Origin of the sequence: Pseudonocardia oroxyli (assembly GCF_900102195.1) — a bacterium.
GTDB lineage: Bacteria > Actinomycetota > Actinomycetes > Mycobacteriales > Pseudonocardiaceae > Pseudonocardia > Pseudonocardia oroxyli.
The window spans coordinates 33350-57811 of the sequence record NZ_FNBE01000001.1 but is presented as its reverse complement, the minus strand read 5'-3'; the positions used below and the strand labels follow the sequence as shown (position 1 = coordinate 57811).

Below are 24462 nucleotides of genomic sequence, written 5' to 3'. Positions count from 1 at the left end.
AGGTCCCATGCTGCGCAGGACAGGTCTGCTCGTGATCACCGCCCTGGTGCTGGCGGGGTGCGGCGGCGGCACCCAGGCCGCCTCCTCGGGCCCCGCCGCGCCCGCCGCCCCCGCGGGCGGCCCGCTCGACCTCGCCGCCGCGGGCTGCCCGGCGAAGATCGTCTTCCAGCAGGACTGGCAGCCGGAGGCCGAGCACGGCGCGATGTACTCGGTCGTCGGCCCGGACCGCACCATCGACGCCGCGAACAAGTCGGTCACCGGCTCGCTCGTGGCGCAGGGGGTGGACACCGGGGTGGACGTCGAGGTGCGGCCGGGCGGGCCGAACGTCGGGTTCCAGCCGGTGCCCGCCCTGATGGCGCTGGACGATTCGATCACCCTCGGCGCGGTCAACACGGACGTCGCGCTCACCGCGACCGGGAACCAGGCCGTGGTCGCGGTGGCCTCCCAGCTCACGGTGTCGCCGCAGATCATCATGTGGGACCCGGCGAGCCACCCCGGCGCCACCACGATCCAGCAGGCCGCCGCGGGCGGCGCGCCCGTGGTGACCTCGGGTGACGTGCTGCCCGCGCTGCTCGCCGCCAAGGGCGTGATGGCCCCCTCCCAGTCGGACACCTCCTACGAGGGCACGCCCGCCCGGTTCGTCGCCGACCCGACGATCCTGCAGCAGGGCTTCGCCACGGCCGAGCCCTACATCTACGAGAACGAGATCCCGCAGTGGAACAAGCCGATCGCCTTCCAGAAGGCGGCGGACGTCGGCTACTCGATCTACCCCGAGCCGCTCGCCGTGCGCGCCGACAAGCTCGACGCGCTGCGTCCCTGCCTGCAGAAGCTCGTGCCGATCATGCAGCGGGCGCAGCTCGACTACCTGGCGAACCCCGGCCCCACGAACGACCTGATCGTCGAGCTGGTGAACGAGTACCAGACCGGCTGGACCTACTCGGCGGGCGTCGCGGCGTTCTCGGCCAAGGCCCAGCTCGAGCAGGGCTTCGTGACCAACGACCCGGCATCGGGTGTGTTCGGGCGGTTCGACCCGGCGCGGATGCAGGAGATCGTGAACACCTTCGTGCCGATCCTGCAGGCGCAGGGCTCGCTCCCCGGCCCCGCACCCACCCCGGAGTCGTTGTACACCAACGAGTTCATCGACCCGTCGATCTCGATGGGGACCTCGTGACCCTGGAGTCCGAGCTGGCGGACCTGGGCGTCGACGTCTCGACCGACCGCGAGCTGCTGCTGAAGGTCTCCTCGGACTGGTCGCGCATGTCCCCGGTGCTGCAGGACAAGCTGCCGCCCGGGCGGTACGTCGCGGACCTCGTGGTGCGGCCGACGTCGGCGCAGCAGGTGGCGGACGTCCTGGCGGTGGCCTACCGGCAGGACGTCCCGGTCACCCCGCGCGGCGCGGGGACCGGGAACTACGGCCAGGCCACGCCGTTCGACGGCGGGATCGTCCTGGACCTGCGCGGGCTCGACACGGTCGAGGTGACCGGAGAGACCGTGCGGGCCGGGGCGGGCGCCAAGCTCACCACCGTCGACGAGGTCGCCCGGGCGGCGGGCCGGGACGTCTGGATCTTCCCGAGCACCAAGGGGTCCACGGTCGGCGGGTTCGTCGGCGGCGGCTCGGCGGGCACGGGCACGATCGAGCACCGCACGACGTCGGACGGGTTCGTCGTGTCCGCCGTGGTCGCCCCGATGGACGGCAGTGGGTCCCTGTTCACGGTCTCCGGCGCGGAGCTGGAGCCCTTCGTGCACACCTACGGCGTGACCGGGGTGCTCGTCGAGGTGGAGATCCGCACGGACCCGGCGCGGGAGTGGGCGGCGGTGTACGGGTCCTTCGGCTCCTACGCCGACCTGGTCGCCGTGCACCGGACCCTGACCACGCTGTCGGTGGCGCCCCGGCTGGCGTCGGGGGACGAGCCCGCGCTGGTCCCGACACTGCCGGTCGACCTCGACCCGGCGCGGTGGAGCCTGCGGGTGATCGCCGAGGCCTCCACGGTCGACGAGGTCACGGCGCGGATCCGGACGCACGGGGAGGTGGTCCGGGTCGCCCGCGACTACGCCGAGACCGACGTGCTCTCCGGGATGTCCTACAACCACCCCGTCTACTTCCTGCAGCAGGCGGCGCCGCAGCCGCGGCTGTTCCACATCGAGAGCTCCGGGACCCCGCTCTGGGACGACCCGGACGCGGTGCGCGCCTGCTACCCGGGCCCGGTGCACCTGCACCTGGAGCTGTTCCAGCACGGGCCCGGCGCCATGATCGTCGCGGAGTACACCGGGGAGGCGGACCTGCTCGCCGGGATGGACCGGCTGGAGGCGATCGGGGTGGGCGTGCACTCGCCGCACCAGTGGTACGTGGACCGCAACGTCGAGCTCGCCCGCGAGACCGCGCGACGGACGGACCCGAAGGGGCTGCTCAACCCGGGCAAGCTGGTCGACGCGCCGCCGGTGGACTCGCGGGTCAACATCGGGGTGGTCCGATGAGGTTCACCGACCTGACCGGCCCGCAGGTGGCGGCGCTGCCCGCGGACACCGTCGCCGTCCTGCCGCTGGGGGCGATCGAGCAGCACGGCCCGCACCTGCCGGTCTCCACCGACCACGTGACCGCCACGGCCGCGGCGGAGGCCGCCGTCGCCGCCGCGACGACCGCGGGCGTGCCCTGCGTGCTGCTCCCCGGCCTGGCCTACACCAAGTCCGACGAGCACCACGCCTTCCCCGGCTCGCTGTGGCTGTCCTGGGACACCCTCATGCGCACCCTGGTCGACCTCGGCCGCTCGCTGGCCGCGTCCGGGATCACCCGGCTGCTGTTCGTCAACGGCCACGGCGGCAACTCGGCGCTGGGACAGGTGGCGTGCCGGCAGCTGCGGCGCGAGTTCGGCCTGCGGACCTTCTTCGCGCACCTGTCGGTGCCCGCGGACCAGGGCGGGCGGTCCTCGGCGGAGTCCGAGTACGGCATGGGGATCCACGGCGGGCACGGCGAGACCTCGCTGATGCTGCACCTGCGCCCCGACCTCGTGCAGATGGACCTCGCCGTGCGGCGGGTGCCGGAGGGGCTGCGGGAGTTCTCCCTCATCGGGTTCGGCAAGCCGGTCTCGTTCGGCTGGCTGTCCGAGGACTTCGGCCCGGACGGGCACGTCGGCGACCCCACCGGTGCCACGGTCGAGCACGGGAAGGCGGTGTTCGAGGCGGGCGTCGGGCAGCTGGTCCGGGTGCTCGACGAGGCCCACCGGTTCCACACCTGAGCCGCGCGGCCGGGCCCTCGGGGCTCAGCCCCAGGGGTCCTCGTCCGGGTAGTCCGGCTCCGGGGGCTCCTCGACCGGCCACTCGTCCCGCGGCTCCTCGCGCGCGGGAGGGGCCCCGCCGTCCTGCCCACTGCCCTGCCCGCCGCCCTGCCCGCTGCCGCGCACGGCGTCGAGCACGCCCTGGCCGTACTTCGCCAGCTTGTTCTCGCCCACCCCGTTCACGGTGCCCAGCGCGGCCAACGACGCCGGGGCGAGCGTGGCGATCGCGCGCAGGGTGGCGTCGTGGAAGATCACGTAGGCGGGGACGCCCTGCTCCTTCGCCGTGGCCCCGCGCCAGGCCCGCAGCCGCTCGAAGATCGGCGCGGCCGCGGCGGGGAGGTCGGCGGGGGCGGGCTTCGACGTGCTGCGCCGCGTCCGGGTCCGCTCGGGGTCCTTGCGCAGCATCACCTTCCGGCTCCCGCCGAGCACCTCGCGGCTGCCGTCGGTGAGCTGCAGGGTGTTGTACGCGCCGCCCACGGCGAGCAGCTCCCGGGCCAGCAGCTGGCGGACCACACCGCGCCACTCGCCGTCCGCCAGCTCGGTGCCGATGCCGAAGGTGGACAGCTCGTCGTGGCGGAACTGCTCGACCTTGGGCGTCTTCTTGCCCAGCAGGATGTCCACGGTCTGCTGGGCGCCGAAGGACTGGTTGCGCTCCTTCTTCAGCCGCCAGATCGTGGACAGCAGCTTCTGTGCGGGGACCGTGCCGTCCCAGGTCTCGGCGGGGGTCAGGCAGGTGTCGCAGTTGCCGCACGGCTCGCCGCGCTGCCCGAAGTAGGCGAGCAGCTGCACCCGCCTGCACTCCACGGTCTCGCAGAGCGCGAGCATCGCGTCGAGGTGCTGGGACAGGCGCTGCTTGTGGGCCCGGTCGCCCTCGGAGTCGTCGATCATCTTGCGCTGCTGCACGACGTCCGCGAGCCCGTAGGCGAGCCACGCGGTGGACGGCAGCCCGTCCCGGCCCGCCCGCCCGGTCTCCTGGTAGTACCCCTCGACGGACTTGGGCAGGTCCAGGTGCGCGACGAACCGGACGTCCGGCTTGTCGATCCCCATCCCGAACGCGATGGTCGCGCACATGACCAGGCCCTCCTCGCGGAGGAAGCGGGCCTGGTGCTCGCGGCGGACCGCGGCGTCGAGCCCCGCGTGGTAGGGCAGCGCCTTGACGCCCTGGGCCGTCAGGAACTCCGCGGTCTGCTCCACCGACTTGCGGGACAGGCAGTAGACGATCCCGGCGTCCCCCGCGTGCTCGGTGCGCAACAGCTCCAGCAGCTGCTTGCGGGGCTCCGCCTTCGGCACGATCCGGTATTGGATGTTGGGCCGGTCGAAGCTCGCGACGACCTGCTTGGCCGTCGTCAGGTCCAGCCGCTCGGCGATCTCGGCGCGGGTGTGCTCGGTGGCGGTCGCCGTGAGCGCGATCCGCGGGATGCTCGGCCACCGCTCGTGCAGCTCGGAGAGCATGAGGTAGTCGGGGCGGAAGTCGTGGCCCCACTGCGCGACACAGTGCGCCTCGTCGATGGCGAACAGGGCGATCGTGCTGCGGTCCAGCAGGTTCACCGTCGAGCCCAGCCGCAACCGCTCCGGGGCCAGGTAGAGCAGGTCCAGCTCGCCCGCGAGCAGCGCACGCTCGGTCTCGCGGCGCTCGTCGGGCGTCTGGGTGGAGTTGAGGAACCCGGCGCGGACGCCGAGCGCGTGCAGCGCGTCCACCTGGTCCTGCATGAGCGCGATCAGCGGCGAGACCACCACGCCCGTGCCCTCGCGGACCAGCGCGGGCACCTGGTAGCACAGCGACTTGCCGCCGCCGGTCGGCATCAGGACCAGCGCGTCCCCGCCCGCGACGACGTGCTCCACGACCTCCGCCTGGGGCCCGCGGAAGGCGTCGTAGCCGAAGACCCGGTGCAGGACGTCGAGGGCGGCGGACGCGGGGGGAGCAGTCACGCCACCGATCGTAGGGGAGCGACGGCGGCCCCCGACCGCTCGTGCGCGGTAAGTGGTGCTCTGGCACCAGTTACCACGCACGGGCGCGTCAGCGCAGGCTCGACTCCCAGGCCGCGTGGAGGCGGGCGAAGTCGCCGTCGGTGGCCAGCAGCTCCCGCGGGGTGCCGTCCTGGACGATCCGGCCCCGCTCCAGGACCAGGACGCGGTCGGCGATCGCGACGGTCGAGAGGCGGTGGGCGATGATCAGCGCCGTGCGGTCGGCCAGCACCGTCTCCAGCGCGGCCTGGACGGCGCGTTCACTGGGGATGTCCAGGCTCGACGTGGCCTCGTCCAGCAGGACGACGGCCGGGTCCGCGAGCACCACCCGGGCCAGCGAGACGAGCTGGCGCTGGCCCGCGGAGAGGCGCCCGCTGCGCTTGCGGACGTCGGTGTCCACGCCCTCGGGCAGGTCCTGCACGAACTCCGCACCCACCGCCGCCAGGGCCGCCTCGATCTCGGCGCGGGTCGCGGACGGGCGGCCGAGGGCCACGTTGTCCGCCACCGAGCCGGAGAACAGGAAGGGGTCCTGGGTGACCATCACCAGCGCGCGGCGGAGGTCGTCGTCCGCCAGGGACCGCAGGTCCACGCCGTCGAGCAGCACGCGGCCGGACGTGGGGTCGTGGAAGCGGGCGGCCAGCTTGGCGATCGTGGTCTTGCCCGCGCCGGTGGCGCCGACGAGTGCGACCGTCTGACCTGCGGGCACGTGCAGCGACAGCTCGGGCAGCACCGGGCGTTCGGGCGCGCGCGGAGACGGAGCCTGCGGAGACGACCATCGGCGCGGGTAGGCGAAGGTGACCTCGTCGAACTCCAGCTCGCCGCGGGCCCGCAGCGGCTGCGGGTGCTCCGGTTCCGGCACCGTCTCGGGCGTGTCCAGCACCGACGCGAGCTTCTCCAGGGCCGCCGCGGCGGACTGGTAGGCGTTGAGGAACTGGGCGAGCTGGTCGAGCGGGTCGTAGAACCGGCGCAGGTACAGCAGGAACGCGGTCAGCGCGCCGAGCTCCAGCGCCCCGTCGGTCACCCGCAGCGCACCGATCAGCAGGACGAGCGCGAGGGTCACGTTGCCGACCGCGCGCACCGACGCGACGAACCAGGACAGTGTGAGCAGGGCCGCGGCGTTCGCGTCCCGGTACCGCCCGTTGAGCTGGTCCATGATCGACTCGTTGCGGGCCTCGCGGCGGTAGGCCTGGACCGCCCGGATCCCGTTCATCGACTCGACGAAGTGCACGATCACCCGCGCCACCCAGGTGCGGGTGAGCCGGTAGCTCGCCCGCGAGGAGCGCTGGAACCAGCGGGTGAGCAGCACCAACGGCACGAACCCGGCCAGCACCACCCCCGCCAGCACCGGGTCGATCACCAGCAGGAGCACGGTGATCCCGCCGAGCGAGAGCAGGGCGCCGAGCAGGCCGTCGAGCCCGGTCTCCAGCAGGTCGTCGATCGACTCCAGGTCGCTGGTCAGCCGCGAGATCAGCCGCCCGGAGGTGTAGGACTCGTGCCACTCCAGGGCCAGCCGCTGGGCGTGGGTGAAGACCCGGCGGCGCAGCTCCAGGAGCACGTCCTGGCCGATCCGGCCGGAGAGCAGCAGGAACCCGGCGCGCAGCCCGGCCGAGGCCAGCCCGCACGCCGCGTACCCGACGATCGCCCAGGCCAGCTCGCCCGGCCGCCCGTCGAGCGCCGCGGGCACGCCGGTGTCGATGGCCAGCGCGACGAGCAGCGGCCCGGTCAGCATGACCGCGTTCTCCAGCACCAGGATCAGCAGCGCGAGCGCCACGCCGCCGCGGTGCGGCCGCAGCAGCGAGCCCACCAGCCGTCGGGCGCTGCGGGCGAGCCGCAGCCCGGCGGCCCGGGTGACCTCCTGGTCGTCGTCCCCGACCCCCTGCCACTCGAGGTCCGCGCTCATCGCTCTCGCCCGCTGCGCGGGCTGTGCTGATGGTTCGCTCGCACGCTCGCTCACGACCGCACCAGCTCCGCCGACAGGAGGTCTCGGTAGGTCGCGTCCTGCGCCAGCAGCTCCGTGTGCCGCCCCAGCGCGGTGATCCGGCCGTCCGCCAGCACCGCCACCCGGTCCGCGAGCTGCACCGTCGACGGGCGGTGCGCCACGACCAGCGCGGTCACCCCGCCCAGCACGCGGCGCAGGGCGGCCTCCACCTCGGCCTCGGTGTGGACGTCGAGGGCCGAGAGCGGGTCGTCGAGCACCAGGACGGGCGGGCGGCCGATCACGGCGCGGGCCAGCGCGAGCCGCTGCCGTTGCCCGCCGGACAGCGACATCCCCTGCTCGCCGATCCGGGTGTCGAGCCCCCACGGCAGGGCCTCGACGAAGCCGCGGGCGCCCGCGACCTCCAGGGCCTCCCACACGGCGTCGTCCGGCGCGTCCGGGACGCCGAGGGCCACGTTCTCCCGCACGCTCGCGGAGATCAGCACCGGCTCCTCGAACGCCGTGGCGACCACCCGGCGCAGGTCGGCGAGCCGCCACCGCCGCACGTCCACGCCGTCGACCAGCACGGACCCGTCGGTGACGTCCACCAGCCTGCCGACCAGCGACGTGAGCAGCGTCTTGCCGGCGCCGGTGGCCCCCACCAGCGCCAGGGTCTCGCCGGGCTCGACGGTCAGGTCGACCCCGCGCAGGACCGTGCCGACGTGCACGTCCCGGAACTCGATCCGCCCGCGCCGGTCCCCGTCGGCGGGGGACTCGGGGACCTCCGGGTCGGTGATCGCGGGTTCGACGTCCATGACCTCCCAGAACCGCCTGCTCGCGGCCCCCGCGTTCCCGGCCTCGGTGAGCAGCCAGCCCAGCGACGCGATCGGCCAGTACAGATAGGTCATGATCGTGACGGCGGCGACCAGGGTGCCGACCGTCAGCACGCCGGTGGACACCCCGTAGGTGCCGAGCGCGAGGATCACGGTGATCGCGGCCTCGGGCAGCAGCACCAACACGCACCACAGCGCCGCCCGCAGCCGCACCTTGCGCAGCTCGGTGGCGCGGAGGCTGCGGGCGTCCGCGAGGAAGCGGCGGTGATCTCGCGGCGGCGCCCCAGCGACCGCAGCACCCGCACGCCGAGCGCGGACTCCTCGACCACGGTCGCGAGGTCGCCCGCCTGGTCCTGGGCCCGGCGTGCGACGGCGGAGAAGCGGCTCTCGATGCGCAGTGTGACGGCCACCATCGGGACCGCCAGGACCAGCAGCGCGAGCCCGAGCATCCACGACAGCGCGCCGAGGACCACGATGCCCACGATCGCGGTGATGGTGTTCACCACCAGGAACACCCCGGCGAAGGCGAGGAAGCGGCGCAGGGTGGACAGGTCCTGGATCGCCCGGGACAGCAGCTGCCCCGAGGGCCGGCGGTCGTGGAAGGAGAGCGGCAGCCGCTGCAGGTGGGCGTAGAGGTCGGCCCGCATCGTCGCCTCGATGAGCGTGGTGGGCCGGGCGACCAGCCTCCGGCGCAGGAACAGCAGCAGTGCCTCGCCGAGACCGAGAGCGAGCACGCCCGCGACCAGCCAGGGCAGCAGCGAGAGGTCGCCCGCGGTGATCGGGCCGTCGACGATCCGCCGGGTGACCAGCGGCACGGCGAGCGCGGCGAGGTTCCCGACCAGCGCGGCGGCGGCCGAGCCGAGCAGGACGGCCCGGTGGGGGCGGATGTAGGGAGCGAGCCGGCGCAGCGCGGCGAGGGTCGCGACGGGCGGGGGTTCCCGCGTCGCGGCGGTCGTCGTGGGGGTCGCCTGCTCCGGGTCGGGAGGGGCGCTCATGGTGGGTTCAAGCCTACGAAGCCACGTGGTATGCCGCACCCGAGTTACCCGTCGCCCGCAGGTGGTAGACACAGGGCAGACACCGGACGCCGGAAGGACGAGCGTGGAACTGAAGATCGGGTACAAGGCCTCGGCGGAGCAGTTCGGGCCCCGTGATCTGGTGGAGTACGCGGTGCGGGCCGAGGAGGTGGGTCTGGACAGTGTGTGGGTGTCGGATCACTTCCTGCCGTGGCGGCACGAGGGCGGGCACGCGCCGTCGGCGTTGACGTGGATGGCGGCGGTGGGGGAGCGCACCGAGCGGGTGGTGATCGGCACGTCGGTGACCACGCCGACGTTCCGGTACAACCCGGCGGTGATGGCCCAGACCTTCGCCACGATGGCGCTGCTGACCGGGGATCGGGTGATCCTGGGCGCGGGTACGGGTGAGGCGCTCAACGAGGTTGCGGTGTCCGGCATGCAGTGGCCGGAGTTCAAGGAGCGTTACGCCCGGCTGCGGGAGGCGGTGCGGCTGATGCGGGCGTTGTGGACCGAGGACGAGGTGGACTTCGACGGCGAGTACTACACGCTGGTGGGTGCCTCGATCTACGATCGCCCGGCCAAGCCGGTGCCGGTGTACATCGCCGCGGGTGGCCCGCAGGTGGCCCGCTATGCGGGGCGGGCGGGTGACGGGATGATCTGCACGTCGGGAAAGGGCATGGAGCTCTACACCGACAAGCTGATGCCGGCGGTGACCGAGGGGGCGGAGAAGGAGGACCGTGACCCGGCCTCGATCGACCGCACCATCGAGATCAAGATGTCCTACGACCGGGACGCGGACGTGGCGTTGGAGAACTGCCGGTTCTGGGCGCCGTTGTCGTTGACCGCGGAGCAGAAGCACTCGGTGAACAGCTCTCAGGAGATGGAGCGCCTGGCCGACGAGCTGCCGATCGAGCAGGTGGCCAAGCGGTGGATCGTGGCGTCGGACCCGGACGAGGCGGTCGCGCAGATCAAGCCCTACCTGGACGCGGGCCTGAACCATCTGGTGTTCCACGGACCGGGCCACGACCAGGAGCGGTTCCTGTCCCAGTTCGCCGAGGACGTCCTGCCGAAGCTGCGGGCGCTGGGCTGAGCAGTGTGATCCGCGCGACGATCTGCACGGTCAGTGCTGACTGTTAGTGTGCGACCCGGCGGCGGACGAGGAGGAGACGACCATGGGTGACCCGGTGATCGTGCAGGAGGGGCGGGTCCTGAAGGTCCGCGTCGCCGCCGGGCGGGCGAACGCGCTCGACGAGGCGGCGATGACCGAGGCCGCGCAGGCGCTGCGGGAGCTCGCGACCGTCGAGCAGGCTGCGGCGCAGGGGATCGGGGCGGTGCAGCTGGTCCACCCCGGCGGCAACTTCTGCGCGGGCGGGGACGTCCGCTCGTTCGCCGCCGCCGAGGACCGCGGGACCTTCGTCAAGGGCGTCGCGGACGTGTTCCACGACTTCCTCGAGGCCTACGTCGCCGCCGCGGTGCCGACGGTCGCCGGGGTGCAGGGCTGGGCCGCGGGCGCGGGGATGAGCATCGTGCTCGCCACCGACATCGTGGTGGTGGGCGGGTCCACCAAGATCCGCCCGGCCTACCCGGGCATCGGCTTCTCGCCGGACGGCGGGATGAGCTGGACGCTGCCCCGGATCGTCGGCCTGGCGCGGGCGCGCCACATCCTGCTCAGCGACCAGGTGCTCGGCGCCGAGGACATGCTCGGGCTCGGCATCGCCTCCGCACTGGTCGACGACGCCGACCTCGCCGCCGAGGCGGACGCCACCGCCTACCGGCTCGCCCAGGGGCCCACGGCCGCGCTCGGCCGGATCACCGCGCTGCTGGCCGCCGCCTACGACCGTCCACTGCGCGCCCACCTCGACGCCGAGGCCGAGGCGATCTCCGCCAGCGCCGCGGGCGCGGAGGGGGCGGAGGGCCTGCGCGCGTTCGGGGAGAAGCGGGCTCCCCGCTTCCATCCCTGAGCGGGTCGCGGGAGGCCTCCGACACGGTTTGGGTCCGTCGCCGGCGGGGGACTCCCGGACGGGCGCCGGATCCGGCGCCGGACCTCCGATCGCCGGGAGCGGTGCGCGCGTGAACGTCCAGGGTCTGACGGGGGGCGGGACCCGCCCGAGCGGCACGCCCGTATCGGCCGACCCGACCGACTCGGCGGCCGAGGAACTGCGCGTGGTGCGGACCGCGACGCCCGACGCGCTCGCGGGCATCCGCGCCGTCGTGTCCACCTGGGCGCGCGGTGTGGGCCTGTCCGCAGACGGCCTGGTCGACCTGCTGCTGGCGGTGGGGGAGGCGGCGGCGAACGTCGTCGACCACGCCTACCGCGGCGGCCCGCCCGGCCCCGTCGAGATCGAGCTGGGCCTGCGCGCGGACCGCGCCGGTCGGGTGGTCACCGCGCGCATCTCCGACCGCGGCCGCTGGCGCCCGAGCCTCGCGGACGCGGGAGATCGAGGGCGGGGTCTGCCGATGATCCGCGCCCTGGCGCAGTTCCTCGACGTCGCGGCCACGCCGACCGGCACGCAGGTCTGTTTGGAGCTCGCGGTCTCGTGAGCGGCCGCTGACGGTTGACGCCTGGGACGCTCAAGCACCACTCAGTGACGCTTGGGACGCCCAAGCGTCAGCGGCGCAGGTGCGGGCGTTGACGCTTGGGACGCCCAAGCACCACTCAGTGACGCTTGGGACGCCCAAGCGTCAGCGGCGCGGGCGCGGGTGTTGATGCTTGGGACGCCCAAGCACCACTCAGCGACGCTTGGGACGCCCAAGCATCAGCAGCGCGGGTGCAGGCGTTGACGCTTGGGACGCCCAAGCACCACTCAGCGACGCTCGGGACGCCCAAGCGTCACACAAGCGGGCGAGCCGGGACTAGCGGCCGGGGACGGAACCGCCCGCGACCAGTCGGCGCGGACCGCCGAGGGTGGCCGGGCGGGCGGCACGCAGGCCGGGCAGCACGACCGCGGACCGGGACGGGACCGGGCGGTAGCCGCCGACCGCGGGTCGCATCGGGAACCCGCCCGCGGGGGCGAACAGCCCCTCGAGGCCGGCGGAGACCGGGCCGACGGAGGTGCGCAGCAGCTCCTGGAACGCGTCGTACTGGGCGACGGCCTCGACCACGTCCCCCTTGGCGAGCAGCGCCTCGATCAGGGCCCGGCGCGCGCTCTCCCGGCTGGGGGCGGCGGCCACGGCGATCTCGGCGACGTCCACGGCGTCCGCGTGCAGACCCGCGGCGGAGAGCTTGCCGGAGACCTCCTCGAGGGAGGCGAGCCGGAGCTGGCGGAAGCGCTCACGCTCGACGGCGATCCACGGCGAGGTCCAGGCCGGGAGGATGTCCTGGGACAGCAGGTCGGTGGCGGGGCGCTCGTCGAGTCGGCCACCGCCGGAGAAGGCGCGTACCAGCAGCATCGCGTCCGACAGGTCGACCTCGACCTCGTCGGCCAGCGCGAGGGGAGCCGCCGCGTCCGACGGGTCGCCGACGAGCAGCCCCGGGACGTCGATGGCCTCGACCGCCTCGGCGAGCAGCCGGGCGGCGGCCTCGGCCGGGACCCCGGGCCACAGGTCTGCGGCCAGACCCGTCCGCGGCTGCGGGCGGCGGTGCACCGCCAGGTAGGCGACGACGCGGCGGGCGTCGACGCTCAGCGGCACGCTCGCGCCGTCGGAGGTGAGGCCGAACGAGCCGAGCACCGCGATGCGGTGGCTCGGACACTCGGCGAAGGATCGGCGGTGACCGTCAGGCATGGTGATCCCAAATGTGATGGAACGCTGCTGTGTGACCTGTGAGGGCGGCCTCTTGGGCCCGGCCCGCGCAACAGTGTTCTCCGGCGCGCGCCGCTTGCCAAGGGGCTGTTTCGTCACAGTTACGATCTGTGCATACCTATATGACGAGTCGCAGGTACAGCCGCGGTGTGACGATCCTGCAGTGATCATAGACCACGCTCCGTGGACGGGTGCCTACGGGGTGGCGTGCAGGCGGACGTGCGTGCCGCGGCCGTCCCGCCACACGTGCAGCAGGTCGCACAGCTGCCGGGCGATCCACACTCCGCGCCCGCGCGGGTCCGCCGGGTGCGGCGCCACGAGCCCCGGCAGCGGCTCGTGCAGGTCACCCGAGTCGTGCACCTCGCACACCAGCCCGCCGGAGGTCGCCCACAGGTGGATCTCGGCCTGCGGCGACCCGTGCTCGACGGCGTTCGTGGCGACCTCGTTGACCGCCAGGACCAGGTCCTCCGACCGGACCGGGTCGAAGCCCAGGGCGGGCGCGAGCTGCGCGACCATCGCCCGGACCTCGTGCAGCTGCCAGGAGTTGTAGCGGTGGACGACGTCCGGCGGGCCGAGGACCAGCGGCGTGCTGGGATCGCGGTCGCGCAGCACCTCGACCGGGCAGCGGTGGCTCGGGTTGTCGCGGAAGCCGTCCCCCTCGACCAGCAGCGGATGGTTGACCCGGGCCCCCTCCAGCACCTCGAGGTGCAGCGGGAAGCCGGGGTAGAGGCACACGAGGTCGACGGGCAGGTCGCCGAGGGCGACGTTCAGCGCAGCGTCGAGCTCGGTCCAGTAGCCGCCGTCGACACCGTCGAGCCCGGGGTCGTGGGCGGACAGCACGGTCACCCCCGTGTGGGTCCCGCCGCCCTGCACGAGCGCGCGCAGCTCCCGCGCCCGCAACGCCGCGGTGGTCTGCCCGGACCCGCCGTTCGCCCCGTGCGGCACCGTGAGGGCGACGAAGTCCTTGTCCCCCAGAGCCTCCCGGACCGCCGACTCGACCGCGGGCGGCACCGCGAGCGCGAGCCGCTCACCCCGCCCGACGGCGGCGCGGGCGAGCGCCACCGCGCGCCGGACCTGGTCCTCGGACCGGTCGTGGAAGGCGACGGCGTGGCGCAGCCGGTGGGTCTCGGGGACCCGGGACTCGACCTTCACGCTGCCACCCTCACGACGCCGTCCTCACGATCCGCCGCCCGCGCCGTGGGCGCGGGCCTCCCGCACCACGAGCTGCGCCGCGAACGGCGCCCCGCAGCGGTCCAGGACGCGCAGCACCGCGGGTCGCACGTCGCTGAGCACCAGCCGGTGCATGCTCGGGAACTCCTCGGCCGCGTGCACCAGCGCGACCGCGCCCGCGACGTCGAGGAACCGCAGCGACGCCAGGTTCAGCTCGATGTCGGTGTCCGAGTCGGCCGCCCGCAGCGCGCGGTCGAGCGCCTCGCCGATGATGCGGTGGATCATCGGCCGGTTGCTGTGGTCGGCCTCGCCCGCCAGCCGCGCGGAGTTGCGGCCGGTCTGGGTGATCCGCAGCAGCCCGTCGTCGTAGGCGGCGGGGGCGTCGAGCTCCTCGCGGTGCACGCCGCGCATGTGTTCGATCTGGGCGTCGGTGTAGCGGGTGTGGTCGTAGAGGCACAGGGCGGTCAGCCCGCGCTCGACGACCACCTCGTCCAGCGCCCGGTCGTAGTCCGACAGCGGGACCCCACCCGGGGAGCCCGCGCCGTAGCTCAGCTGGCCGGTCATCCGCAGGCCCGACCAGCCCTGCGCGACCGACCCGTCCACGTAGGAGTGCAGCAGCGAGCGGACGTCCGCGACCGGCGACCGGAACGCACCGCGGGTGACGTCCGCGGGGACCACCTGCAACTGCCCGCTCCGCAGCGCCCCGGCGACCGGCATCCGGTCCTCGGTCAGCCGGTCCAGGACCCGCTCGGACGTGCCGTCGTCGAAGTAGACGACCTTCTCCCCGACGGACAGGCCGCGGGCGAGGAACCGGGAGGTGAGCTCCCACAGCCCCTCGTCGCTCACCGGGACCGCGCACGCGTGGTCACCCGCGCGCATGTCCTCCGCCGTTCGCACGTCCACGCTTCCGGAGTCCCTCTGCTGCCGTCCGTGATCAAGGCGACACGCTACGGGCCCCGGCGGGGTGAGCCGTCCCGCGAATGGTGCACGCCGCGCCGAACAGCGAGAACACGGCGGCGAGCGGTCCGGCGAGCGGTCGGTTCTACGGGACCAGCGGTGGTACGCGGGCGACGACGAGGTGGGGCCCCGGTTCGGCGGTCGCCCGCCGCAACCCGTCGGCCAGCTCCTCCGCGGTCGTCGCCACGGTAGTCGGGACGCCGAGGCCCGCGCCGATTGCCGCGAAGTCCAGCCGCGGCGAGCCGAGGTCCAGCAGCGACCGGGCGGGGGAGTCCTCGGCCAGGGTCGCCCCCACGCCGAGGAGCTCGCCGCGCAGGATCGCGTAGGCCCCGTTGTCGTAGAGGACCGTCGTGACGTCCAGCCCCTCGCGGGCCTGGGTCCAGAGCGCCTGCACGGTGTACATCGCGCTGCCGTCCGCCTGCAGGCTCCAGACCGGGCGGTCCGGGCACGCGACCGCGGCGCCGATCGCGGCGGGCATGCCGAAGCCGATCGCGCCGCCGGTGAGCGTGAGCCAGTCGTGCCGCGGCGCGCCCGCGGTGGCCTGGGGCAGCCCCGTGCCGCTGGTCAGCGACTCGTCGACGACGATCGCGCCCTCCGGGAGCAGCGCGCCCACCACGGCCGCCGCGAGCGGGGCGGTCAGTGCGCCGGTGGGCAGCTCGGGCCGTGCGGCCGTGGCGACCGTCGGGTCCGGGGTGTCCGCCGCGACGAGGTCGGCGAGCGCCAGGAGCGCGATCTCGCCCGCGGCGCCCGTCTCCGCGACCCGGTGGACCGTGCAGCCCTCGGGGACCAGGTCGCCGGACCTGCCGGGGTAGCCGAAGAAGGTGACGGGGGAGTGGGCACCCACCAGGACCAGGTGGGCGGTGCCCGCGAGCTGCTCCCTGGCGACGTCTCCGGGGTAGGCCAGGCGCGGGACGTCCGGCAGGCCCGCCCCGCGCTCCGTGCGGGTGGGGAAGCACTCCGCCAGCAGGGCGGTGCCGGTGGCCGCCGCGATCCGCTGCGCGGCCCGCAGTCCCGCGGCGCGCAGGCCGGTCCCGCCGATCAGCAGGGTGCAGCGCTCGCCCGACCACAGCGCCTTGGCGGCCGACTCGAGCCCGTCGGCGTCGAGGGCGCCGCGACCGAGCGGGCTCACCGGGCGTGGGACACCGCGTGCGTAGCCGGGGCCCCAGGCCACGTCGGCGGGGACGAGCAGCGTCGAGATCGCGGGCGGCGGCCCGCACGCGGCGGCGACGGCGTCCGCCACGTCCGGCCCGAGGCGCTCGGGATCGGTGGTGCGGTGCACACGGGCGGACACCACACCGGCGAGGGAGTCGACGTCCGACTCGAGCGGGGCGTCGAGCGGTTTGTGGTCCCGGGCGTGGTCGCCCACGACGTTGACCACCGGGGTGCCCGCGCGGCGGGCGTTGTGCAGGTTCGCGGTCCCGTTGGCCAGGCCCGGCCCGAGGTGCAGCAGCGTCGCCGCGGGGCGGTCGGCCATCCGGGCGTACCCGTCCGCCGCGCCGGTGGCGACCCCCTCGAACAGGGTCAGCACCGCCCGCATCCGGGGCTCGCCGTCGAGTGCCGCGACGAGGTGCATCTCGGAGGTGCCGGGGTTGGCGAAGCAGGCCGTGACGCCGGCGTCGGCCAGGGTGCCGAGCAGCACGGCGGCGCCGGTGGCGTCGGGCGCCTGCTCAGCCACGGGTCACCGACACGTCGATCCCCGGGTTGCCCGCGATGGTCTGCAGCACCACGCAGTACCGCTCGGTGAGCTTCATCAACAACGCGACCTGCTCCTCGTCCGCCGAGGTCCGCAGGTCGAAGGTGAGCCGGATGTCCCGGAAGCCCACCGGAGCCTGCTTGTCGACCCCGAGGGTGCCGCGGAAGTCGAGGTCGCCCTCGGCCCGCACGGCCCCCTCGACGTCCAGCCCCAGGCTCGTGGCCACCGCCCGCAGGGTGACCCCGGCACACGCGACCAGCGCCTCCAGGAGCATGTCGCCGGAGCAGAGCTGGGTCCCGTCCCCGCCGGTGGCCGGGTGCAACCCGGCCTCGACCAGCGCGGTCGAGGTCTGCACCTTGCAGGCCACGCCGCTGCCGTCGAGCTCCCCGGAGGCCCGCAACGTGACCAGCGCGGAGCCCGCGTCCTCGGCGTAGCGCTTCTTCAGGGGAGCCTGCGCGTCCTTGAGCCGAGTGGCGTCCATGGGCCCATCGTGACCCACGTATAGCCTTCGCGCCGTGAAAGGGGTGCTGACCGTCCCCAACCTGCTGAGCCTGCTGCGGCTGGCGGGGGTGCCGCTGTTCCTCTGGTTGCTCCTGGGCCCGGAGGCGGACGGCTGGGCGATCCTCGTGCTGGCGGTCGGCGGGTTCACCGACTGGGCGGACGGCAAGCTCGCGCGGCTGCTGGACCAGTACTCGCGGCTCGGCGAGCTGCTCGACCCCGCGGTCGACCGGCTCTACATCCTCGCGGCCCTGGTGGCGCTCGGGGTGCGCGAGATCGTGCCCTGGTGGGTCGTGGTCGTGCTGGTCGCGCGGGACCTCGTCCTCGGCGTCTGCGTGGCGGTGCTGCGGCGGCTGGGATACGGCCCGTTCCCGGTGACCTACCTGGGCAAGGCGGCCACGTTCCTGCTGCTCTACGCCTTCCCGATCCTGCTGCTGGGCACCCAGGGCGGGTTCTGGGGAGCGCTCGCCCAGCCGTTCGGCTACGCCTTCGCGGCCTGGGGCGTGGCCCTCTACCTGTGGTCGGGCCTGCTGTACCTGACGCAGTTCGGGCTGGCACTGCGGGCGGGTCCCGTTCGTGTCGGTGGCTCGCGCTAGGCTCCGCCGCGTGACGGAGCAGACGCCCGAGGACCTGCGCTACACCGAGGCCCACGAGTGGGTCCGCACCCTGGAGTCCGGCCGGGTCCGGGTCGGGATCACCGACCACGCCCAGTCCCAGCTCGGGGATGTCGTGTTCGTTGAGCTCCCCGACGTGGGGGCCGAGTTCGCGGCGGGGGACGCGCTCGGCGAGGTCGAGTCGACCAAGTCGGTCTCGGACATCTACGCCCCGGTCGGCGGCACCGTCGTCGAGGTGAACACCGCGCTCGAGGGCACCCCCGAGCTGATCAACTCGTCGGCGTACGGGGAGGGATGGCTCCTCGAGCTGGAGCCCACCGAGGACGGTGCGGCCGCCGTCGCCGCCCTGCTCGACGCGGCCGGCTACCGCGAGCTGACGGCCGGCGCCTGAGCCCCGGTCGGGCCCGCACCGCCGGGCCGCGCACGCTAGGTTCGACCTGTACGACGCAATCGCAGGAGGAGACCCCGAGGTGACCACGAACGACGGGCCCGGCGTCCCGCCGGAGCGTTCCCCGGAGACCACGTCGGTCTTCCGCGCGGACTTCCTGGCCGACGTCGAGCCCCCGGCCCAGGAGCAGCCCGTCTCGGGCGTCGACGGGCTGCCGCCCGGTTCCGCGCTGCTGGTGGTGCGGCGGGGCCCGAACGCGGGCTCGCGCTTCCTGCTGGACCGGCCCACCACGAGCGCGGGCCGGCACCCGGACAGCGACATCTTCCTGGACGACGTGACCGTCTCGCGGCGGCACGCGGAGTTCCGCCGGGACTCCGGCGAGTTCGTCGTGGTGGACGTGGGCAGCCTCAACGGCACCTACGTCAACCGGGAGCCGGTGGACACCGCCGTGCTCGCGAACGGCGACGAGGTCCAGATCGGCAAGTTCCGGCTGGTCTTCCTCACCGGGCCGGTCGAGCCCGGTGCGGGGGCCTGAGCGGGTCGCCGGGCGGGAACACACGCCCGTCCGGAGGCGCGCGGATGTCGGACGGCGCGTGTAGCGTCGACAGGGTCGGACTCCAGGGTCAGGACCCCAGGATGAGGAGGCGGGCCGCATGAGTGAGATGCGTGTCGTGGGTGTCAGGGTCGAACTGCCCGCCAACCAGCCGATCCTCCTGTTGCGGGAGACCCAGGGCGACCGCTACCTGCCGATCTGGATCGGTTCGGTGGAGGCCACCGCCATCGCGCTCGAGCAGCAGGGCGTCAAGCCCGCCCGCCCGCTGACCCACGACCTGCTCAAGGACGTGATCGGCGCGCTGGGGCGGCGGCTGGAGCAGGTGCGGATCACCGACCTGCAGGAGGGCACCTTCTACGCCGAGCTGATCTTCGACGGCGGGATCACGGTGTCGGCGCGGCCCAGCGACTCGGTGGCGCTCGCGCTGCGGATCGGCGTCCCGATCCACGCGGACGAGAGCGTGCTCGCCGAGGCGGGCCTGGTGATCCCGGACGAGCAGGAGGACGAGGTCGAGAAGTTCCGCGAGTTCCTCGACAACGTCTCGCCCGAGGACTTCCGGGGCGCCCAGCCGGGCTAGGTGCGGCCGTGAGGTGACGGGCCTGTCGCCGACACGCCCGGGTGAGCCGGTCATGCGGCGGCGCGCCGCGTTGACCGGGAGCGTCGGCACGCTTACGGTCGGTTCCGTCAAGTTGCTGCAGCGGTCGTCGGGGCCCGGTCGGTCTCGGTAGGCGGGAAGGAGAGCCGTGGACGGGTCGTCGTCCGACGGGCCCTCGCAGGGCGAGCTCTTCCCGGACCCGCTGGTGGGTGAGGGCCTCGACGGTCTCCCGGACCAGCTCGTCGGGTTCCGTGGTCCCACCGCCTGTCAGGTCGTGGGCATCACGTATCGGCAGTTGGACTACTGGGCGCGTACCGGCCTGGTCGTCCCGTCGATCCGCGGGGCAGCCGGTTCCGGCTCGCAGCGGCTGTACTCGTTCAAGGACGTCCTGGTCCTCAAGGTCGTCAAGCGCCTGCTCGACGCCGGGGTCTCCCTGCAGAACATCCGGGTGGCGGTCGAGCACCTGCGCCGCCGCGGGATCAGGGACCTGGCCGGCATCACGCTGTTCTCGGACGGCACCACGGTCTACGAGTGCACCAGCCCCGAGGAGGTCGTCGACCTGCTCCAGGGCGGCCAGGGCGTCTTCGGCATCGCGGTCTCCGGCGCCATGCGCGAGATCACGGGCAGCATCAAGGACTTCCCCGTGGAGCGCGCGGACGGCGGCACGGTGGACGAGTCCCCCGAGGACGAGCTCAGCAAGCGCCGCGCGCGCCGCGCCATCAGCTAGCCGAGATGAACCTCAGCCACTCTTGATCATGGTCTCGGCGTGGCTGACGTTCATCTCGACGTGCGGAGGGCCCGGCCGACCGTGGTGACGACGTACTCCGGGCGCCGGAAGACGTCGTTCTTGGTGAAGCGGAGCATGCGCCACCCCTTGTCGGTGAGCATCGTCGTTCGAGCGATGTCGCGAAGCACCTGCGCCGCCTCGACGTGGGGCGCACCCTCGTACTCGATGCCGACCTGCTGCCGCGGGTAGGCGAGGTCGACCCACACCGCCTCCTTCGCGACGACGTCCTGCACCACCCACTGCAGTTCAGGACGGGGCAGCCCGGACTGGACCAGGAGCAGGCGGAGCAAGGTCTCCGGCCGCGATCCGGAGCGATGGTCGGCGAGGTCGACCACCTCCGGCAAGCGAGCGCACCCGCGCATCGCGGGGTGCCGCTCGTTCAGTCGCAGGATCGCAGCCGGAGGGAACCGAGCGACGTTCGCCAGCCTGTCCACGGCCGCGACCGCCTCGTTCAGGCTCGCCGCCCAGCGGGCCAGGTCGAACGCGGTGCGCTCGGGACTCGTGACGGCGAGCCCGTCGATCTCGATGACCTCACCCTCGGACAGCGTCTCGCGATGCAGCCGCAATCCGTCTGGCGCACGGAAGCCGCCGCCCGGGACCGTGATGTCGGGAAGGACGTCCACCGTCGGCGCGCACGCCGCGCCGTGGAGCGCGGCCGCGGCGTACCCGGACAGGACACCACGCGTCTGCATGTGCAGGTAGGCGGCGTGTGACCGGAGACGGAGGTCGAGTGCCCCGCCCGCCGGTACGTGGACGTCGGGGAACACCCGCACGAACCGCGGGCCCTCGAGGTGCCGTCGCGTCACCAGCCCGGCGCGCACCGCCCAGGACCCACGAAAGACCGCCGGCCAGCCCGGCACCTCGGTCGTCAGCATCCGCCCACTGTGACGTCACGGGCGTCGGCGGTGGGCGGAATGGTCAAATCCCCCGCCGAGATGAACCTCAGCCACGCGGCGACCATGATCGACAGTGGCTGAGGTTCATCTCGGTCAGGTGGGGCGGAAGGGGTCGTGCTCGGCGAGGAGGCGTTCCAGCCTGGCCTGGTCGACGCGGGACAGGACCGTGTTGCGCTCCTGCTTGTCCCGCACCGTCTTGGCGAGGGTGAACGCGCTGGTGGTCACGTAGAGCACGCTGACCGCGAGGAAGGCCCGCACCCAGGGATCGGCGGGTAGGTAGAGCACTCCGACGACGACCGCGGCGAGCGCGATCCCGAAGGAGAGGACGGCCTGCAGGTGGAAGGCGGCCGTCGTCGGGCTGGAGGTGGCGCGGTCGTCGCTGCTCATGGGGTGATTCTGGGCGTGATCCACGCCCCGGTCCTCGGTGGAACTACCGGAACGGGACTACGCTGTCGTCCGTAGTCGCCGATCCCACGCGGGAGAGACCCGGCCGAGCACTGCAGGCACCACAGGCCGGGCGCCGAAGGAGCAACTCCTCCCCGGAACCTCTCAGGCACCCGAGACCGCGTGGGCGAGACGCCTCTGGAAAGCGGCCGCGTGCCCGCCGACGGGGAAAACCCTGCATCACCGGGGGTGAATCTCTCAGGCGCCCTTCGGGGTATCGACAGAGGGGGAGGGCAGTACGCGCCGAGATCCGTCTGCCCACCGGAGGCCCCGTGAGCGACCGTCCCACTCTTGCCGAGCTCGTCGACCCGCCGTTCGCGGACCGGCACGTCGGGCCCCGGCCCGCCGAGCTGGCACGGATGCTCGACGCGATCGGCGTCGGCTCCCTGGACGAGCTGGCGGACCGGGCGCTGCCCCCGTCCATCCGAGACGGCGCGGACGTGCCGACGACCATCCCGGCCGCCGCGTCGGAGACGGAGATGCTGGCCGAGCTGCGCGCCCTGGCCGCCCGCAACACCGTGACCGTCCCGATGATCGGGCTCGGCTACTCCGGCACCGTCACCCCGCCCGTGATCCGCAGGCACGTCCTGGAGAACCCGGCCTGGTACACGGCCTACACGCCGTACCAGCCGGAGATCAGCCAGGGCAGGCTCGAGGCGCTGCTCGCCTTCCAGACCATGGTCGCCGACCTGTCCGGGCTGCCCGTCGCCGGCGCCTCCCTGCTCGACGAGGCCACCGCGGCCGCCGAGGCCATGACCCTGCTGCGCCGGGCCGGACGCGCGAAGTCCGCCCGGTTCGTCGTCGACGCCGACACCCTGCCCCAGACGCTGGACGTGCTGCGCACCCGCGCCGAGCCGCTCGGCATCGAGCTGGTTGTCGCCGACCTCGACGCGGGGCTGCCCGAGGGCGAGCTGTTCGGCGCGCTGCTGTCCTACCCGGGCGCCTCCGGACGCGTGGTCGACCCCTCCGCACTGATCGACGCGGTGCACGAGCGCGGCGGCCTCGTCGCCGTCGCGGCCGACCTGCTGGCGCTCACCCTGCTCACCCCGCCCGGCGAGCTGGGGGCGGACGCGGTCGTCGGGACCACGCAGCGGTTCGGGGTGCCGCTCGGCTTCGGCGGCCCGCACGCGGGCTACCTGTCGGTCAAGCAGACCTACGCCCGGCAGCTGCCGGGCAGGCTCGTCGGCGTCTCGCGGGACGCGGACGGCAACCCCGCGCTGCGGCTGGCGCTGCAGACCCGCGAGCAGCACATCCGCCGGGAGAAGGCGACCTCGAACATCTGCACCGCGCAGGTGCTGCTCGCCGTCGTCGCCGCGTGCTACGCGGTCTACCACGGCGCCGAGGGGCTCACCCGGATCGCGCGCCGCACCCACCGCATGGCCGCCATCCTCGCGGCCGGTCTGCGGGCCAGCGGGGTCGACGTCGTGCACGGGGAGTTCTTCGACACCGTCCGGGTCCGGGTGGCGGACGCCGGGGCGGTCGCGGACAAGGCCCACGACCTCGGGATCTCCGTCCACCGGGTCTCGGACACCGAGCTCGGCCTCGCGTGCTCCGAGCTGACCACGACTGCGCATTTGCAGGCGCTGTTCACCGCCTTCGGGATCGACGCCGTCCCGACCGACACCGACGACGCCCTGCCCGCGGATCTGCACCGGACGTCGGAGTTCCTGACCCACCCGACCTTCTCGGAGCACCGCTCCGAGACCGCGCTCATGCGCTGGCTGCGCCGCCTCGCGGACGCCGACCTGGCGTTGGACCGCACGATGATCCCGCTCGGCTCGTGCACCATGAAGCTGAACGCCACCGCCGAGATGGAGCCCATCACCTGGCCGGAGTTCGCCGACCTGCACCCGTTCGCGCCCACCGCGGACAGCGCGGGCACCCGGGAGATGATCACCCAGCTCGAGCGCTGGCTCGCCGAGCTGACCGGCTACGCCGCGGTCTCCGTGCAGCCCAACGCCGGTTCGCAGGGCGAGCTCGCCGGGCTGCTGGCCATCGCGGCGTACCACCGGTCCCGCGGCGAGCAGCGTGACGTCTGCCTGATCCCGTCGAGCGCGCACGGCACCAACGCGGCGTCCGCGGTGATGGCGGGCATGCGGGTCGTCGTGGTGGCGACGGACGCGCTCGGCAACGTGGACCTCGCGGACCTGCGCGCCAAGATCGCCGCGCACCGGGACACCCTGGCCGCGTTGATGATCACCTACCCGTCGACGCACGGGGTCTACGAGACCGACGTCCGGGAGGTCTGCGCCGCCGTGCACGAGGCGGGCGGGCAGGTCTACGTGGACGGGGCCAACCTCAACGCGCTGGTGGGGCTGGCGCGGCCGGGGGCGTTCGGCGGCGACGTCTCACACCTCAACCTGCACAAGACCTTCTGCATCCCGCACGGCGGCGGCGGGCCGGGGGTCGGACCGGTGGCCGTCGCGGAGCACCTGGCGGAGTTCCTGCCCGGCCGCGGGGTCGTCGGCGCGGTGTCGGCGGCGCCGTTCGGCAGCCCCGGCGTGCTGCCGATCCCGTGGGCGTACATCCGGATGATGGGGGTGCCCGGCCTGCGCCGGGCGACGCTCACCGCGGTGGCCGCGGCCAACTACGTCGCGGTGCGGCTGCGCGAGCACTACCCGGTGCTCTACGCGGGCGCGGACGGCGGCGTGGCCCACGAGTGCATCCTCGACCTGCGGGGGATCACCAAGGAGTCCGGAGTGACGGTCGACGACGTCGCCAAGCGGCTCGCCGACTACGGGCTCCACGCACCGACGATGTCCTTCCCCGTCGCGGGCACGCTGATGGTCGAGCCCACCGAGAGCGAGGACCTCGCGGAGATCGCCCGCTTCGTCGACGCCATGATCGGCATCCGCGCCGAGATCGCGCGGGTGCAGGCGGGGGAGTGGCCGGTGGAGGACAACCCGCTGCGCGGCGCCCCGCACACCGCGGCCTGCCTGGTCGACAAGTGGGACCACCCGTACTCCCGCGACCTGGCCGCGTACCCGATGGCGGTGACGCCCGGCGTCCACGACCGCAAGGTCTGGCCGCCGGTGCGCCGCATCGACGGCGCCCACGGCGACCGCAACCTCGTCTGCAGCTGCCCCCCGATCGACGCGTACTCCAGCTGAGCGAACGGCGCGTTCGCT

23 protein-coding genes and 1 riboswitch are annotated in these 24462 nt (G+C 73.7%); of the genes, 12 read left to right on the top strand and 11 right to left on the bottom strand.

Features of this window, described 5'->3' with window-relative positions; translation table 11 throughout:
- Positions 1-7 precede the first annotated feature (7 nt).
- Genes BLS43_RS00295 through BLS43_RS00285 form a run of 3 tightly spaced genes read left to right on the top strand, consistent with a single transcriptional unit; the run spans position 8 to position 3233 of the window.
- A complete protein-coding gene (locus tag BLS43_RS00295; protein WP_093074730.1) occupies positions 8-1171 on the top strand; it encodes a substrate-binding domain-containing protein in 1164 nt (387 codons plus the stop codon).
- A complete protein-coding gene (locus tag BLS43_RS00290) occupies positions 1168-2475 on the top strand; it encodes an FAD-binding oxidoreductase (RefSeq protein WP_218129657.1) in 1308 nt (435 codons plus the stop codon). Before BLS43_RS00295 ends, BLS43_RS00290 begins: the two co-directional genes overlap by 4 nt.
- Positions 2472-3233, top strand: a complete 762-nt coding sequence (locus BLS43_RS00285) for a creatininase family protein (protein ID WP_093074727.1) — start codon at positions 2472-2474, stop codon at positions 3231-3233. Before BLS43_RS00290 ends, BLS43_RS00285 begins: the two co-directional genes overlap by 4 nt.
- A 24-nt stretch (positions 3234-3257) precedes the next feature.
- On the opposite strand, the gene recQ is transcribed toward BLS43_RS00285, so the two are convergent.
- The 4 genes from recQ to BLS43_RS30770 form a co-directional block, all read right to left on the bottom strand.
- Complete coding sequence (gene recQ, locus BLS43_RS00280) at positions 3258-5201, bottom strand: DNA helicase RecQ (protein ID WP_245707215.1); 1944 nt, start codon at positions 5199-5201, stop codon at positions 3258-3260.
- Positions 5202-5289: 88 nt separating this feature from the next.
- Positions 5290-7137: an ABC transporter ATP-binding protein gene (locus tag BLS43_RS00275; protein ID WP_093074724.1), complete on the bottom strand. Its 1848-nt coding sequence runs from the start codon at positions 7135-7137 to the stop codon at positions 5290-5292.
- A gap of 50 nt (positions 7138-7187) precedes the next feature.
- Complete coding sequence (locus tag BLS43_RS30775; protein ID WP_245707214.1) at positions 7188-8198, bottom strand: ABC transporter ATP-binding protein; 1011 nt, start codon at positions 8196-8198, stop codon at positions 7188-7190.
- Entirely contained in the window at positions 8135-8980 is an 846-nt protein-coding gene (locus BLS43_RS30770) for an ABC transporter transmembrane domain-containing protein (protein ID WP_245707213.1), read from the bottom strand. The genes BLS43_RS30775 and BLS43_RS30770 overlap by 64 nt, the downstream gene beginning before the upstream one ends.
- 103 nt (positions 8981-9083) lie before the next feature.
- On the opposite strand from BLS43_RS30770, the gene fgd reads away from it, so the two are divergent.
- The 3 genes from fgd to BLS43_RS00255 all read left to right on the top strand — a co-directional run bounded on the left by fgd (position 9084) and on the right by BLS43_RS00255 (position 11539).
- Positions 9084-10088, top strand: coding sequence for a glucose-6-phosphate dehydrogenase (coenzyme-F420) (gene fgd, locus BLS43_RS00265; protein ID WP_176921111.1), 1005 nt, complete (start codon positions 9084-9086; stop codon positions 10086-10088).
- Positions 10089-10170: 82 nt separating this feature from the next.
- Complete coding sequence (locus BLS43_RS00260) at positions 10171-10959, top strand: enoyl-CoA hydratase-related protein (protein ID WP_093075959.1); 789 nt, start codon at positions 10171-10173, stop codon at positions 10957-10959.
- A gap of 109 nt (positions 10960-11068) precedes the next feature.
- Positions 11069-11539: an ATP-binding protein gene (locus BLS43_RS00255; RefSeq protein WP_176921110.1), complete on the top strand. Its 471-nt coding sequence runs from the start codon at positions 11069-11071 to the stop codon at positions 11537-11539.
- A 312-nt stretch (positions 11540-11851) separates the two neighbouring features.
- Here the strand turns inward: BLS43_RS00255 and BLS43_RS00250 are convergent, their stop codons facing one another.
- The 5 genes from BLS43_RS00250 to BLS43_RS00230 all read right to left on the bottom strand — a co-directional run bounded on the left by BLS43_RS00250 (position 11852) and on the right by BLS43_RS00230 (position 17040).
- A complete protein-coding gene (locus tag BLS43_RS00250) occupies positions 11852-12721 on the bottom strand; it encodes an AfsR/SARP family transcriptional regulator (RefSeq protein WP_143029900.1) in 870 nt (289 codons plus the stop codon).
- A gap of 213 nt (positions 12722-12934) precedes the next feature.
- Positions 12935-13891 (bottom strand): ATP-binding protein, encoded by a 957-nt coding sequence (locus BLS43_RS00245; protein ID WP_093074713.1) that lies wholly within the window; start codon positions 13889-13891, stop codon positions 12935-12937.
- Positions 13892-13915: 24 nt separating this feature from the next.
- Positions 13916-14812 carry an MEDS domain-containing protein gene (locus BLS43_RS00240; protein ID WP_093074710.1) on the bottom strand — a complete coding sequence of 299 codons (897 nt, stop codon included), beginning with the start codon at positions 14810-14812 and terminating at the stop codon, positions 13916-13918.
- A 139-nt stretch (positions 14813-14951) separates the two neighbouring features.
- Positions 14952-16541 (bottom strand): acetolactate synthase large subunit, encoded by a 1590-nt coding sequence (locus tag BLS43_RS00235; RefSeq protein WP_093074707.1) that lies wholly within the window; start codon positions 16539-16541, stop codon positions 14952-14954.
- Positions 16534-17040 (bottom strand): OsmC family protein, encoded by a 507-nt coding sequence (locus tag BLS43_RS00230; RefSeq protein WP_093074704.1) that lies wholly within the window; start codon positions 17038-17040, stop codon positions 16534-16536. The genes BLS43_RS00235 and BLS43_RS00230 overlap by 8 nt, the downstream gene beginning before the upstream one ends.
- 34 nt (positions 17041-17074) lie before the next feature.
- Here BLS43_RS00230 and clsA point away from each other — a divergent pair, with 34 nt between their 5' ends.
- The 5 genes from clsA to BLS43_RS00205 all read left to right on the top strand — a co-directional run bounded on the left by clsA (position 17075) and on the right by BLS43_RS00205 (position 19934).
- Positions 17075-17653, top strand: coding sequence for a cardiolipin synthase ClsA (clsA, locus tag BLS43_RS00225; RefSeq protein ID WP_093074701.1), 579 nt, complete (start codon positions 17075-17077; stop codon positions 17651-17653).
- A 10-nt stretch (positions 17654-17663) separates the two neighbouring features.
- Positions 17664-18062, top strand: a complete 399-nt coding sequence (gene gcvH, locus BLS43_RS00220) for a glycine cleavage system protein GcvH (RefSeq protein WP_218129656.1) — start codon at positions 17664-17666, stop codon at positions 18060-18062.
- Between the two features lie 79 nt (positions 18063-18141).
- On the top strand, positions 18142-18594 hold the full coding sequence (gene garA / locus BLS43_RS00215; RefSeq protein WP_093074695.1) for a glycogen accumulation regulator GarA: 453 nt from the start codon (positions 18142-18144) through the stop codon (positions 18592-18594).
- 118 nt (positions 18595-18712) lie between these two features.
- The gene (locus tag BLS43_RS00210) at positions 18713-19189 is read left to right on the top strand and encodes a bifunctional nuclease family protein (protein ID WP_093074691.1); all 477 of its coding nucleotides are present in this window, start codon (positions 18713-18715) and stop codon (positions 19187-19189) included.
- 166 nt (positions 19190-19355) lie between these two features.
- Positions 19356-19934, top strand: a complete 579-nt coding sequence (locus BLS43_RS00205) for a MerR family transcriptional regulator (RefSeq protein ID WP_093074688.1) — start codon at positions 19356-19358, stop codon at positions 19932-19934.
- 50 nt (positions 19935-19984) lie between these two features.
- On the opposite strand, the gene BLS43_RS00200 is transcribed toward BLS43_RS00205, so the two are convergent.
- Positions 19985-20869 (bottom strand): endonuclease domain-containing protein, encoded by an 885-nt coding sequence (locus tag BLS43_RS00200; protein WP_093074684.1) that lies wholly within the window; start codon positions 20867-20869, stop codon positions 19985-19987.
- 114 nt (positions 20870-20983) lie between these two features.
- Entirely contained in the window at positions 20984-21277 is a 294-nt protein-coding gene (locus BLS43_RS00195) for a YiaA/YiaB family inner membrane protein (protein ID WP_093074681.1), read from the bottom strand.
- Between the two features lie 79 nt (positions 21278-21356).
- Positions 21357-21466: riboswitch (glycine riboswitch) on the top strand.
- Positions 21467-21606: 140 nt separating this feature from the next.
- Between BLS43_RS00195 and gcvP the strand changes: the two genes are divergently transcribed.
- Positions 21607-24444 carry an aminomethyl-transferring glycine dehydrogenase gene (gene gcvP, locus BLS43_RS00190; RefSeq protein ID WP_093074678.1) on the top strand — a complete coding sequence of 946 codons (2838 nt, stop codon included), beginning with the start codon at positions 21607-21609 and terminating at the stop codon, positions 24442-24444.
- Positions 24445-24462: the final 18 nt, after the last annotated feature.